Source organism: Streptomyces purpurascens, from assembly GCF_045040895.1.
GTDB lineage: Bacteria > Actinomycetota > Actinomycetes > Streptomycetales > Streptomycetaceae > Streptomyces > Streptomyces purpurascens.
Window position 1 is genome coordinate 191,801 of record NZ_CP108341.1, and the last position, 13,554, is coordinate 205,354.

The 13,554-nt window shown below is 74.5% G+C and carries 9 protein-coding genes; 6 read left to right on the forward strand and 3 right to left on the reverse strand.

The features are described 5' to 3' along the window. Positions 1-32 precede the first annotated feature (32 nt). Entirely contained in the window at positions 33-4,370 is a 4,338-nt protein-coding gene (locus tag OHU35_RS00920) for an HAD-IC family P-type ATPase (protein WP_405504187.1), read from the reverse strand. Positions 4,371-4,386: 16 nt separating this feature from the next. After that, a complete protein-coding gene (locus OHU35_RS00925; protein WP_189729765.1) occupies positions 4,387-4,965 on the reverse strand; it encodes a hypothetical protein in 579 nt (192 codons plus the stop codon). A 255-nt stretch (positions 4,966-5,220) separates the two neighbouring features. Between OHU35_RS00925 and OHU35_RS00930 the strand changes: the two genes are divergently transcribed. From OHU35_RS00930 to OHU35_RS00955, 6 genes are all read left to right on the forward strand, one after another. Continuing rightward, complete coding sequence (locus tag OHU35_RS00930; protein WP_405504188.1) at positions 5,221-7,110, forward strand: protein-arginine deiminase family protein; 1,890 nt, start codon at positions 5,221-5,223, stop codon at positions 7,108-7,110. Positions 7,111-7,387: 277 nt separating this feature from the next. After that, positions 7,388-8,065, forward strand: coding sequence for a nucleotidyltransferase family protein (locus OHU35_RS00935; protein WP_359896250.1), 678 nt, complete (start codon positions 7,388-7,390; stop codon positions 8,063-8,065). A gap of 10 nt (positions 8,066-8,075) precedes the next feature. Further along, on the forward strand, positions 8,076-8,363 hold the full coding sequence (locus OHU35_RS00940) for a BON domain-containing protein (protein WP_189729771.1): 288 nt from the start codon (positions 8,076-8,078) through the stop codon (positions 8,361-8,363). After that, complete coding sequence (locus OHU35_RS00945) at positions 8,360-9,124, forward strand: metallophosphoesterase (protein ID WP_405504189.1); 765 nt, start codon at positions 8,360-8,362, stop codon at positions 9,122-9,124. The genes OHU35_RS00940 and OHU35_RS00945 overlap by 4 nt, the downstream gene beginning before the upstream one ends. 238 nt (positions 9,125-9,362) lie before the next feature. Then, positions 9,363-11,027 carry an alkaline phosphatase D family protein gene (locus OHU35_RS00950; RefSeq protein WP_359896252.1) on the forward strand — a complete coding sequence of 555 codons (1,665 nt, stop codon included), beginning with the start codon at positions 9,363-9,365 and terminating at the stop codon, positions 11,025-11,027. A 52-nt stretch (positions 11,028-11,079) separates the two neighbouring features. Continuing rightward, a complete protein-coding gene (locus OHU35_RS00955; RefSeq protein WP_405504191.1) occupies positions 11,080-12,444 on the forward strand; it encodes a carbohydrate-binding protein in 1,365 nt (454 codons plus the stop codon). A gap of 61 nt (positions 12,445-12,505) precedes the next feature. Here the strand turns inward: OHU35_RS00955 and OHU35_RS00960 are convergent, their stop codons facing one another. Beyond that, positions 12,506-13,537 (reverse strand): serine hydrolase domain-containing protein, encoded by a 1,032-nt coding sequence (locus OHU35_RS00960; RefSeq protein WP_405504193.1) that lies wholly within the window; start codon positions 13,535-13,537, stop codon positions 12,506-12,508. Positions 13,538-13,554: the final 17 nt, after the last annotated feature.

Here is a 13,554-nt window from a genome sequence, read left to right on the forward strand (position 1 = left end):
GGCGGCCGCCATCTGTCGTGTGTGCTCGCCCGTTACGCCACCACCGGCCGGGCGATCCCGCTCCGCAGCAGCTCCCGGGCCTGCTGGGTCAGGTCGCCCAGGCGCAGGGCGAGGCGTGTCACCGCCTCGTAGAGCAGGTGGACGGCCCGGAGGTGCTCCAGGCGCGGGGCCAGGGCCGAGAGGCCAATGGCCAGGGCCACGCCCGCCCAGGCCACCGGGCCGAGCGGGGTGCAGCCGAAGAAGTGGCTGACGCCGGGGGTCTGGACGAGGGCTGCGAGTACGGCGGCCGAGCCGAGGGCCGTCACCCACACCAGCGGGCTGCGGCGGCGGCCGGAGAGGGTCTGCACGAGCTGGGCGCCGACCACGCCGCACAGGGCCATGGTGGTGGACCGGCGTTCGGTGCCGGGGGTGAGGCGGCCGATGAGGTACGCCGTGACCGCGCCGAGGCAGGTGGTGATGCCGCGGCGCCGGATGGAGCGCAGCAGCGGGGCGCCGAGGACGTTGAGGCCCATCGGGCCGGTCGCGGCGTGCTCCGCCGTCGAGGGGTCGTCGCTCGGCGTCACCGCCACCGCCATGGCCGGGAACATGTCGGTGAGCAGGTTGACCAGCAGCAGCTGACGCGTCGACAGGGGTGAGGCGCCGGCCAGCAGGGTGCCGAGGACGCTGAAGCCGACCTCGCCTGCGTTGCCGCCGATGAGGATGCTCACCGCGTCGGCGACGCTGCGCCACAGGGCACGGCCCTCGGCGACCGCGTCGACGAGGACGGACAGATCGCCGGTGGTGAGCACGAGGTCGGCGGCGTTGCGGGCGGCCGCGGAGCCGCGGGACTCGACGCCGACCCCGACGTCGGCGGCACGGATGGCGGCGGCGTCGTTGGCGCCGTCGCCGGCCATCGCCACGACCCGTCCGGCCTGTTGCAGTGCCTCCACGACGTGCAGCTTCTGCTCGGGGGCGACCCGGGCGATGACGCCCGCGCCGCGCAGGACCCGGACGCGTTCGCGGCGTTCCATGGCCACGAGTTCGTCGCCGGTCACCGCCTCGGTCTCCTCCGGCCAGCCCAGTTGCAGGGCGATGGCCCGGGCGGTCTCGGGGTGGTCGCCGGTGAGCATGACGGGCAGGATGCCGGAGCGGCGGAGTTCCGCGAGCAGGGCGTGCGAGGTGTCACGCGGGACGTCGGCGAGGGCGACGAAGCCGCTGAACTCCAGGTCCGCGAGCGGCGCGTCGAGTTCGGCGTCGGCGTCGTCGGCCCGGCAAGGGCGCCGGGCGACGGCGAGGACGCGCAGCCCCTTTCCCGCCAGCTCGTGGGCGGTGTCGGTCGCGTGGTCGGGGAGGTCCCGGCAGGCGGGCAGGATCGTCTCCGGGGCGCCCTTGACGACGAGGAGTTCACCGAAGTCGGGGTCGCCGTCGCGGCCGACCGCCGCGGCGTAGCCCCGCCGTGTCTCGAAGGGCAGCTCGCCGGCCGGGGCCCAGCCCTCGTCGGGCGGGGCGACGTCGAGGACGGCCTCGTCGGTGGCGTGCGCGACACGGCGCCCCTCCCCCGTCTCCTCCTGCGGGCAGGCACGTGCGGCCAGGCGCAGGACCGGCAGGGCCTGTTCGGTGCCGGTCTCGAGGACGGTGCCGTCGGCGGTGGCGACGCGGACCAGGCGCAGTCTGTTCTCGGTGAGGGTGCCGGTCTTGTCGAAGCAGACGGTGTCGACCCGCCCGAGCGCCTCCAGGGTGCGCGGGGTGCGGACCAGGACGCCGCGCCGGGACAGCCGGCGGGCGGCCGCCATCTGCGCGACCGTGGCGACGAGCGGGAGTCCTTCCGGTACGGCGGCGACGGCGACCGCGACACCGCCGCTGACTGCGCGTCGGACGGGACTGCCGCGCAGCAGGGACAGTCCGGTCACCGCGGCGCCGCCCGTGAAGGTCACCGGCAGTGCCTTGCGGGTCAGCTCCTGCAGCCGGGCCTGGACGCCGGCGGGCGGCGGGGTGCGGGCGGCGAGGGTGACGGCGCGGCCCGCCTCGGTCTGGTCGCCGGTGTCCACGACGAGCGCGGTGGCGCGTCCGGCCACGACGGTCGTGCCCTCGAACACCATGCAGGTGCGCTGGGTGACCGGCAGTCCGGGCGTGGCGTCGACGGCCTTGGTCACCGGCAGGGACTCGCCGGTGAGTGCCGACTCGTCGACCTCGAGACCGTCGACCTCCAGCAGTCGCGCGTCGGCGGGTACGACGTCGCCGGCGCCGAGGCTGATCTCGTCGCCGGGCCGCAGCCGGGCGGCATCGACGGTGACGGTGCGTCTGCGGCTGTCCTGCTTGCGGGCCTTGGGCTGCTGCCGGGCGGCCAGCCGGGCCAGTGCCTGTTCGGCGCGCAGCCGCTGGAGTCCGCCCGTCACGGCGTTGAGGTCCATGGCGCCCACGACGAGCATGGCGTCGACGAGGGAGCCGAGCAGCGCGGAGGCGACGGCGCCCGTGGCCAGGACGGGGGTGAGGGGATCGTCGAGTTCGCGGCGTACGGCACCGGCCGCCTGCCAGGTCCAGCGGGCGGGGGTCACGGCCGGGTGGCGGATCAGGCGACCGGCCTGCTGTCTCGAGCGGTCGGCGAGCAGGGCGAGTCCGCGGGGCTCGTCGTCGCGTCCGGCGCGTCCCAGCCGGTCGCGGACCTCGTGGGGTTCCAGGGCGTGCCAGGGGATGTGCAGTCGTGGCGGGGGCGGGGTGGCCCGGGCCACCTGGGTGGCCGAGAGCCAGCCGGCGAGCAGGGCGTTGGCGGCGGCGATGTTGACGGGGGCGTGCCGGGTGAGGGGCCACATTCCGAGCCGGCCCAGGCGCTGTCCGCCGCGGGCGACCAGGAGCCCCGACAGGGCGGCGCCCGCGCGGGCCAGTGTCTGCGACCGGCGTCCGACGCGCCGGGCCGCGGGGATCGCCGTCAGCAGCCGCCAGACGTCGGCGAGGCCGCCCGGGGCCAGCGCGTCGACGCCCCAGGAGACGGCGGCCCGTCCGTCGATGAGGGCGATGGCCACGTCTCCGGCGGGCAGCCCGGCCGCGACCTGGCCGTCGCCGGACTTGTTCAGGCGGGCGACGGTCACGACCACGTGCCCGTCCTTCTGCAGAGCCCGTACGACGTCTCCGAACGGCTTGGCGCTCGGGGCGACCTCGTCGGCGAGCCGGATGATGTCCTTCAGGTCGGAGCCGCCCGCGATCACGACGTGCAGTCCGGCCCTGCGGGCGGCGTCGAGGACGGCCTCGGCGAAGGGGTGCACCGGGTCGTCGGGCAGCCCGTCGGAGTCGTCTTCGGTGTCCTCCCGCCGGCTGCGCAGGGCGTCGGCGTGCAGGACGAGGGCGTCGGCGATCTCCAGCTGCCGCAGGCGCTCCCCGTTGCGCAGGAGGATCCCGGCGTGGGCGAGGAACGTGCCGAGCGTCGCGCCGAAGGCTGCCGGTCCGTACCGGGCCGCCTTCGGGGATCCCGCCAGGACCGCTTCGGCCGCGTCGCTCGCGCGGTGTGTGACGAGGAGGGTGGCGGCGGCGCCGGCCAGGCTGCCGGTGCTGGCGTGGGAGGCGTACTCCGCGGCGGGCGTCACCTTGAGCGGCGGCCGGGTGCCCGGCGGGCAGGGCAGGCTGGTGCGGCGGCCGTGGCAGATGTCGTCGTGCAGTGCCTCGAAGGCCGCGGCCCTGGCCACGGCCTCGGTCAGCTGGGTGCCGCGCAGGACGCCGTCGAGCACGAGCGCCAGCGGGGTCTGGCCGGCGCCGTGTGCGGCGGCGTTGGCGGCGGCGAGGACGAGTTCCATGCCGGAGGTGCCGAATCGCTCCCGGAGCAGGGCCCTGAAGCGGGGGTTCTCGCGCAGCAGGGTGACGGTCGCGGTAACGATGCGGGAGGTGGGCGGCAGGCGCAGGGACCGGCCGGCGAAGGCGCCGACCGCGCCGGCGGCGTCCAGCAGGATCGCGGCCGCGGTGACGCGCACCTCGGCGGGGTCGCCGGGGTGGCTGGTGTCCCGGGCGTTCGGGTCGGCGCCCTCGTCCAGGCCGAGGCGGGCGGCGAGTGCGGTGGCCCGCTCGGTGACACGGTCGGTGACGGCGTCCTCGGCCACGGTGATCACCAGGCGGGACAGTCCCTCGTCCCAGTACGCCGTGAGCACGTCCGGGTGGTCGAGCAGTTCCTCCGCCATCGTGCGGGCGAGCGCGCCGGCCTCGCCGTCGGCGCGCCGCAGGGCGAGGTGGACGCGCGGCCCGGCCTTCCAGTGCTGTCCGCCGGTCAGGGCGTTGCGCGCGACGTTGCGCACGCGCCGCGTGGTGTCGTAGACGGACGTCACGCCCTGGGCGGTGCCGCGGGCGGCCCCTGCGGCCGCCCCGGCCACGGCCCCGACGAGCGGGGCGATGTCGAAGCGTGTGAGCATCTCCTGCTGTCCCGACTCAGCCGGTGGGCCGGCCGTCGTGTGCGTGCGGGTGGGCGTGTTCCCGGTCCGGCTCCTCGCCGTGCGTGTCGTGGTGCGCGGTGGCCTCGGCGACCTGCTTCAGCGCGGAGGCGGTGGCGGTGTCGCCCACCTTGGCGGGCTGTTCGTGGACGTGCGGCTCGGGCTGGTCGTGCCGGTAGTGGGACGCGGCGAGTCTGCCGCCGGGGCCGTACGCGGAGGTGTCCTGATCGTCCGGCCTGTCCTGGGCGCCCTTGCGGCGTTCGCCGGTCCGGGCGGTTCGCGTGCCGCCGTTCGGTGAGGCGCCGTCGGGCTCCTGTCCGGGCCGGGGCCGCGTCAGCCAGGCGACGGCGGCGCCGGTCAGCGCCACCGGCCACTCCACCACTCCGGCCACACCGAGCACACCGGCACCGGCGTAGACGGCCATCCGGCGGCCGCGCGGCGACACCGCGCCGACCTTGTCCAGGGCTCCTCCGGCCACCTTGCCCACCTGCTCCGCACCCGGCAGATGCCTGAGGCCCGAGGCGACGGCCCGCAACGGCTGCGGAAGATCCGACGAACGTGATGTCTCTTGGTTCATGTCGACCTCCACGGGCGCGTTGTTCAGCGACTTCAACCGGTTTCCCAGCCCTTTGCCCCATATTCCGCCTTTGGCATGGTTACCGCTTGTCTTGTTCGGCCGAGGCCCGACGGAGGAGGGCGCGGCTGCCCGGTAGATCCATCGATGTAGCCGGGACCTCGGCGCACAGCACGATGTACGGCTCGCCTGTGCCGAGGAGCATGGTCTGCGGACGTCCTCCCGTACCGGCCCTTCATCTGCCCGAGGAGACTCGTCATGCCCGAAACGCCGAGGCCGCGCGTGCCGCGCCGCGCCGCGGTGGCCACCGTGGCCCTGCTGCTCGCCGCCGCAGGGACGACTGCGGCCGCACAGAAACCGCCGACCGTCGCGGACCTGCGCGCCGATGTGAACCAGGACGGCCGCGTGGACGTCGCGGGGACGTCCGACGAGGCGGGCGAGCAGGGGTGGCGGCCGGGGCGTGGCGCGGTCTTCCTCGCGAACGTCGACGACGACGCGCGGCGCTGCCGGATGCGCCCCGGAGATCTGGACCGTATCGATCCGGCCGTGGACGAACGGCTGGCGGCCTGCCACGACGGGGCGGACGAGCGGGTCAACGGAGAGCGGGACGAGGCGGATCTCGCCCCGTTGCGCGTTCCGCCGGCGCCGGTCGGCGACGAGGCGTCGGGGCGAGTGGAGGTGGCGGCGGCACAGCGGCCGTACGTCCGTCTGTTCGTCAGACGCGACGGGGCGCTGCGGGTCCTGCGCGGACCGCTGACGGCCGGTGAACTGCGGGCCGGTGCCGAACTGGCCCTGGAGGGGCGCGACATCGTCCGCGACCCTCGGCACTGGGACGGCGAGGTCACGCTCACCCTCGCCGTGACCGACCGCGGGCGCACCACGTCCGACCGGGTGCGGCTGAAGGTCGCGCCCGTGCTGTTCCAGAACGATCTGCAGCGTGCCGAGCGCGTCCTCGCGGCCAGGCCGGGCCCGGGCCACGGTGTCGCGCCCGGCCGCTGGGGTGTGGGCGACGTCTACCGGCCGCGGGAGTGGCGGCCGTTCGCCTCCTCGCTGATACGGGCGGCGGGCGCCGCGGGGCTCTCCCGGCGGGACGTGAGCTTCACGGCCGGTACGGAGCAGTGGTGGCGGGACATCTGGCGGCAGGACATGGTCGAACCGGCCGTGGCCGGTGTCCCGGCGCCCGGCGGAGGGGTGCACAGCATGCGGGTGCTGTTGCGCGCTCCGGTGCTGTGGGCGCCGCCCGAGGGCGGCAAGACCACCCTGAGCCGGTCGGCCCGGCTGCTCTTCCGTGACTTCCGCGGACCCGACGTCGGGGTCGTGCAGCAGTTCACGCCGGGACGCGAGCCGAACGGCGTCGACCTGCAGAACTTCACCGGCAACTTCGAGTCCGTACCGCCGTACGAGGGTCACCCGCACGGGCGGGCGCTGTACGGCACGGCCCCGCACCGGGCACCCGATCCGGCGTTCGTGCGGATGATCGAGGCGCAGGGCAGGCAGCCGGCCATCACCATCGACACGTCGTGGCTGCTGGTCGGCCATGTGGACGAGACGGTCCACGTCGTGCGGGCCGGGAACGAGCGCGGCTGGACCCTGGCGGTCGCCGACCCCCGGCAGGCGGTGTCGCTGCTGCGGCACGCCCAGCGCGCCGGGGAGGGCGGGCAGCGGCTGTTCGCGGACACGAGCGCGGAGCGCAAGCCGACCGTCGACGCCCTGCTGGCGGACGACGCCTTCCGCGCCGGCAACGAGGAGGCGGCGCGGAGGGTCGACGACCAGATCGCCGTGCTGCTGCGGGAGACGGGGCTGTCCCGGCGCGACCTGGTGCGCGTGCCGGTGCTGTACAAGACGCTCGGGGCGGAAGCGGACGGGCCCATGGGCGCGATCGCCTACTCCCCCAGCATCGCCAACGGCCTGTCCCTGACCGCCCGGGACTACGCCGCGCCCGATCCGCACGGGCCGAAGGTGGGCGGCCGCGACCTGTTCCGCACCGCCACGCAGAAGGCCCTCGCCGCCGGCGGAGTGCGCGTGCACTGGGTGGAGAACTTCGCCTGGTCGCACCTGGCGGGCGGAGAGGTGCACTGCGCGACGAACGCCCTGCGGGACACGTCCGGGAGTGCGCGGTGGTGGCACACCGACCCGGGCGGCAGGTGACCGGTCGGGCGGGGCGCCCCGTCTGTGACCTGGGCGGACGGGGCGGCCGTGGTCCCACGGGCCGCTGCGGGAGGATTCCGGCCCAGGACGCGCCGGTCGAGCAGCTGCCGTAGCCCGGCGCCGTCGGTATCACCGGAAAGCGGCCCCCGGTCCCGGCCTCTTCGGAAGCCGTCCGTGTCGGTGCGGGTGCGTCGGGTACTCAGAGCGGGCACGCGGGCCGTATCGGGTCCGGGCGCCGCGTGGCAGCGGAGTGTCCGGTTCGGCGAATGGAGTGGTCATGACGGAGAACGGTGATGACGCGACGCTCGTCCGGCGGCCGGGGATACCCGACCTCCGACTGGCCCCGGACCGGACCGAGCCCGCGCCACCCCAGGACCCGCAGGCCGGCGAGCCGCCGCAGGAACTGCCCCTGGACCGCAACCAGCCGATTCTGGAGGCGGCCAAGCAGGTCGGCTCCCTGCTGAAGCGGAAGGGGCATCTCTTCGCGCTGGCCGGGAGCGTGGCCGCCTACGCGCACGGAGGCGAGAAGAACCTCCGGCACGACGTCGACTTCGCCATCCGCCCCGAGGACGCCGAGGCGGTGGCGGTCACGCTCCGGGACGCGGGGCTGACCGTCTACACGCCGCCGGAGGACTGGCTGATCAAGGCCACGTGTTTCGGCCAGCCCGTCGACATCATCTTCGAGCTGGCGGACCGGCCGGTCGGCGCGGACATGCTGGAGCGCGCGGAGGAGATCTCGGTCGACTCGGTGCGCATGCCCGTGCTGGCCCCGACCGACCTGCTGTGGAGCCTGGCCGCCGCCTTCTCCGAGCACCACTGCGACTTCGGCGCCGCCCTGCCCATCGCGCGCGCCCTGCGGGAGAAGGTCGACTGGGAGCGGGTACGGCGCGAGTGCGGGGACGCGCCCATGCCCGCCGCCTTCTTCTTCCTCCTGGAGCGCCTGAACGTCATCTGAAGGAGCACCCATGAGCACCCACGGTTCCCAGGACACGGGCGGTGCGCCGCCGGCGCAGAACCTGGACTACCGCATCGCCCACCTCCAGGACCGCCTCGCCTCCGGCGAACTCGGTGAACTGGGCGTACGGGTCGAGGCCCGCGGCCGGACGGTGCTGCTCACCGGCACCGTGCCCTCGGCCCCCTGCCGCGACGAGATTCTGCGCACCGCCCTCGAGGAGCTCGCCGGGGTACCGGTGCACAGCGACCTCGTGGTCACCGAGGCGTCCTCCCCCGACCGCGCGGAGGAACTCTCATGATCCGCATCGCAGCCGTCGGAGACATCCACATGGGGCCCGACAGCCAGGGCCTGCTCCGCCCCGCGTTCGAGACCCTGCCCGAGTGCGCCGACCTCCTGCTGCTGGCCGGAGACCTCACCCGGCACGGCACCCCCGAGGAGGCCCGGGTGGTGGCCCGGGAGATCCAGGGCCTCGGGGTCCCGGTGGTCGCCGTCCTGGGCAACCACGACCATCACGACGACAAGCCCGACGAGGTCACGGCCGTGCTCAGGGACGCCGGTGCCCAGGTCCTCGAGGGCCGGGGGACGGTCGTACCGTGCGGCGGGGCGCGTATCGGCGTGGCCGGCACCAAGGGGTTCGGCGGCGGCTTCGTCGGCCGCTGCGCCGGGGAGTTCGGCGAGCCGGTCATGAAGGAGTTCGTCAGGCACTCGCGCCGCTGCGCCGACGGTCTGCGGGCGTCGCTGGAGCAGCTCGGCGAGGAGGGCTGTGACGCGCGGATCGCTCTGACCCACTACTCCCCCGTCCCGGACACACTGGCCGGCGAACCCCTGGAGATCTATCCGTTCCTGGGCAGCTATCTGCTGGCCGAGGCGATCGACACGGCCGGCGCCGACCTCGCGGTGCACGGGCACGCCCACGCCGGCACGGAACACGGCATGACGAGCGGCGGCGTACGGGTACGCAATGTCGCCCAGCCGGTCATCGGGCGGGCCTTCCACGTCTACCACCTGCCGGTCCGTGACCACGCGACCACCGGGACCGCCGCCCGAGCCGCCCGCTAGCCTCCGCCCCCGCTCTCCCGCTCCCCCTCCGCCGCCGGCCGACGCCGGCGGCGTCTTCCGTGTTCGGCGCCAGGTGACGCGAGGCGCTGCTCCCGTACGGCCTCTGGTGTGAACGCCCCGCAGGTCGCGCCCGCTTTAGGCATTTTGTCTGCTTAGCATGCATGCTCCGCGCTCCGCACGTCGGCGATGCCCCACGCGTCCGCCCGGGGCCCGACTGCCCTGTACGAGAGGACACCAGATGACGCTGACGGGCCGTCGAAAAGCACCGTCCGAGCATGCCTTCTCCCCGCACGACGCGGTACTGCGCGCCGCGGCGCCGCACGTCGCCCGCCGCCGCTTCCTGACCGTCACCGCGGCGGCGGCGATGCTCGCCTTCACCACCAACCGGCCGGCCCGCGGCGCCACCGCCGCTCCGGAACTGGACGCCGCCCGGGTCTCCGACGACCCCTTCACCCTCGGCGTGGCCTCCGGCGATCCGCTGCCCGACTCGGTGCTGATCTGGACACGCCTGGCCCCCGAGCCGTTCACCGCGGACGGCGGCCTGGGCCAGGAGCGGGTCGCCGTCTCCTGGGAGGTGGCCACGGACGAGTGGTTCGCGCTCGTCGAGCAGCGGGGGGTCGCCACGGCCCATCCCGAGTACGCCCACAGCGTGCACGTCGACATCAAGGGCCTGAGGCCCAACAGCCACTACTACTACCGCTTCCGGGTGGGCAGCTGGATCAGCCCCACGGGCCGGACCCGTACGGCACCGGCCGCGGGCAGCGCCACCGACGGCATGCGGCTGGCCGCCGTGGCCTGCCAGGCCTATCAGGACGGCTACTACACCGCCCACCGGCATCTGGCGGAGGAGGACGTCGACGTGGTGTTCCACCTCGGCGACTACCTGTACGAGTACCCGGTGGACTCCGCCGGCGGAGCCCGCCGCTACAGCGACCGCAAGCTGCCCGACGTGTTCAACCGCGAGACGCTCACCCTCGCGGACTACCGGCTGCGCTACGCGCTCTACAAGAACGACCCGGACCTGCGCGCCGCGCATGCCCGGCACCCGTTCCTCGTCACCTGGGACGACCACGAGACGGAGAACAACTACGCGGGCGCCTTCGACGAGAACGGCACGTCCCCGGAGCAGTTCCTGGCGCGACGCGCCGCCGCCTACCGGGCCTACTGGGAGAACCAGCCGCTGCGCGCCGAGCAGCTGCCGCAGGGCCCCGACGCCCGGCTCTACCGCCGGCTGGCCTGGGGGTCGCTCGTCCAGTTCGACCTCCTCGACACCCGCCAGTACCGCTCCGACCAGGCCTACGACGACCGGCCGCACGCGCCGGGCACCGAGTCGGACGATCCGGCCCGCACCCTGACCGGCGCCGCGCAGGAACGCTGGCTGCTGGACGGCTGGCGGGCCTCCGGCGCGCTGTGGCACGTGATGCCCCAGCAGGTGTGCTTCTCACAGCGCAAGTTCGACGTGACCGGGCCGGCCCGGGTCTCCATGGACGCCTGGGACGGCTACCGCGGCTCCCGCGACCGGGTCACGGCGGGCGCGAAGGCCGCGGGCATCGACAACTGGATGGTCCTCACCGGCGACGTCCACGTCGGGTACGCCTTCGACATCAAGGACGACTTCGACGACCCGCAGTCCAGGACGCTGGGCACGGAGTTCACCTGTACCTCCATCTCCAGCGGCGGCAACGGAACCGAGAAGCCCGACAACTGGGACACCTACCTGCGGGCCAACCCCCACATGAAGTACTACGACGGCCGGCGCGGCTACGTCCGGGTCGAGCTGGGCCGCGCGAAAGCCCAGGTCGACTTCCGGACCGTCCCGTCCATCACGCAGCCCGGGGGCACCGTCTCGACGACCGCGTCCTTCGTCACGGAGGTGGGTTCGCCCGGCCTGAAGTCCGCGTGACACGCCCGGTTGCAGTACCGCAGTTCCACCGTGATCGAAGGAGACACATCGCATGGTCCACAGACACGCCGTGACCGGTCGCCGGGCGGCCCTGACCGCGCTCGGCGCACTCGTCGCCACCGGACTCCCCTCCGCCGTGGCGGCCGAGCCGGCGCCCCCGGCGGGCCCGCTGCCCTCGGCCGCCCAGACCCTCGGCGCCGACCGGCCGTCGGCTCCGGTGCTGCGTGCCCTGGAGCGCGACCTCGGGCTGACCCCGGCCCAGGCGTCCCTGCGCCTGGTCAACGAGGCGGAGGCGGGCACCCGGGCGGGGCGGCTGCGCAACGCCCTGGGCAACCGCTTCGCCGGAGCCTGGCTGCGCGGCACGACGGCGCAGGAACTCGTGGTGGCGACCACGAACACCGCGGACGTGCCCGCCATCAAGGCCCAGGGCGCCAAGGCCGCCGTCGTGAAGAAGACGCTCCGGGACCTCCAGGCGGCGAAGAGGAAGCTGGACGGGGCAGCGGCCCGTGCCAACACCCGTGACACTCCCCTGTGGTACGTCGACATCCCGGCGAACCGGGTCGCGGTGCAGGCCCGGAGCAAGGCCGCGGCCGCCGCGTTCGTCAAGGCCGCGGGCCTCGACGCCAAGAGTGTGGGCGTCACGGTGACGGCGGACCGGCCGCGCCTCATGGCGGACGTCACCGGCGGCGACGCCTACTACATCAACGGCAGCGCCCGCTGCTCGATCGGGTTCTCCGTCACCAAGGGCGCGCAGCAGGGCTTCGCCTCGGCGGGCCACTGCGGCAAGAAGGGCGCCACGACGACGGGGTTCAACCAGGCGGAGCAGGGCACGTTCCAGGCCTCCACGTTCCCGGGCAAGGACATGTCGTGGGTGGCCGTCAACGACCAGTGGACGACCACGCCGAACGTGAAGGTCGAGGGCGAGCAGAAGGTCCAGGTCACCGGGTCGGTCCAGGCGCTCGTCGGGGCCGCCGTCTGCCGCTCCGGCTCCACCACCGGGTGGCACTGCGGCAAGATCGAGCAGCACGACACCAGTGTCAGCTACGCCGAGGGCAGGGTGGACGGGCTGACCCGGACGACGGTGTGCGCCGAGCCGGGCGACTCCGGCGGGCCCTACGTCGCGGGCGTCCAGGCGCAGGGCGTGACCTCCGGCGGTACGGGCGACTGCAAGAGCGGGGGCACGACGCTCTACCAGCCGATCAATCCGCTGCTCAGCGGCTTCGGCCTCACCCTGAAGACCGCCGCCGCCGAAGCCGCGGCACCACAGGGCGTCGCGCAGACGTGGGCCGCCGGCCGTGTCTACGAGGCCGGTGTCACGGTGAGTCATGCCGGGGTCCGCTACCAGTGCCTGCAGACCCACCAGGCCCAGGGCGCGTGGGCGCCGACCGGCACTCCGGCCCTGTGGCAGCGGGTGTGACGATGGGTCAGGGCCGTCCGGCGCCGGCGCGGCACCTGCCGTCGGCGCCGGGCCGGTCCCGCTACTCCTCCGTCAGCAGCGCGTACGCGCCGGCCAGGAACGGGTCGTGGGCACGGAAGCGGCGGGTGCACACCGCGGCCAGGGCCGTCCCGGTGTCGGGGCGGAAACCCAGGAACGCCTGCTGGCCGAGGGTCGCTCCGCTGTGGAAGTACATCGGTCCGCCGTCGGTCGGGGGACAGAACCAGGCGGTGGTGTGGACGTGCCGGTGCCCGATGCCCCGGCGGAGCACGGGTCGGCGCACCTCGCGCAGGGCCGCGGTGAGTTGTGGTGACGGGCCGGTGGGGTCGAGATGGGCCTCGAGGAAGGTGAGCAGGTCGTGCGGCGTGGCGCGTACGGCACCCGCCGCCTGGAAGCCTCCGGCGTCGAAGGCGGGCACGGGTGACCGGTCGTCCTTGCCGTGCCCGAGGGCGTCGAATCCGGAGTCGTCCGCGCGCAGGGTCGTGCCGTGCAGGCCGATCGGGTGCAGGACCTGGTCGGTGAGCAGGTCCTCCCACGGTGTGCCGGTCGCGGCGGCGAGCGCGTGCCCGAGTACGGCGACGCCGTAGTTGGAGTAGCGCCACCGGGTGCCGGGGCGGTGGCGCGGCCGGTGACGCAGGAAGGCGTCGACGACCCGGGCGGCCGGGAAGCGACCGTAGGGGTTGGTGTGCCAGGCGGGCAGGGCCCGGAGGAAGAAGCCGGGCGGCAGGGCGGGCAGCCCGGAGGTGTGGGTGATCAGATGGGCGAGCGTCACCGGGTCGGCACCGGTCGGCCGCCCCCTGCCCAGGAGGGTGACGGCCGGTTCACCGCCGGACAGCAGTCCGCTGTGGATCAGCCGGGCCAGCAACAGGCCGGTGAACGTCTTGGCGGCCGAACCGATCTCGTACCGCAGGTCCTCTCGGGAAAGCGGCGGAGGCGGGGCGGTACCGCCGCTCCGGACGGTACGGCGGCCGTACCGCGAGAGGGCGAAGACGACGTCCGGCGCGTCGGCCGCGGTGACGGCGTCCGCGAGCCGCACGCCGAGCGGCCCGTCGTCCGGGGCAGGGCGAGCGGCCACAGGTGCGACAGAAGGGG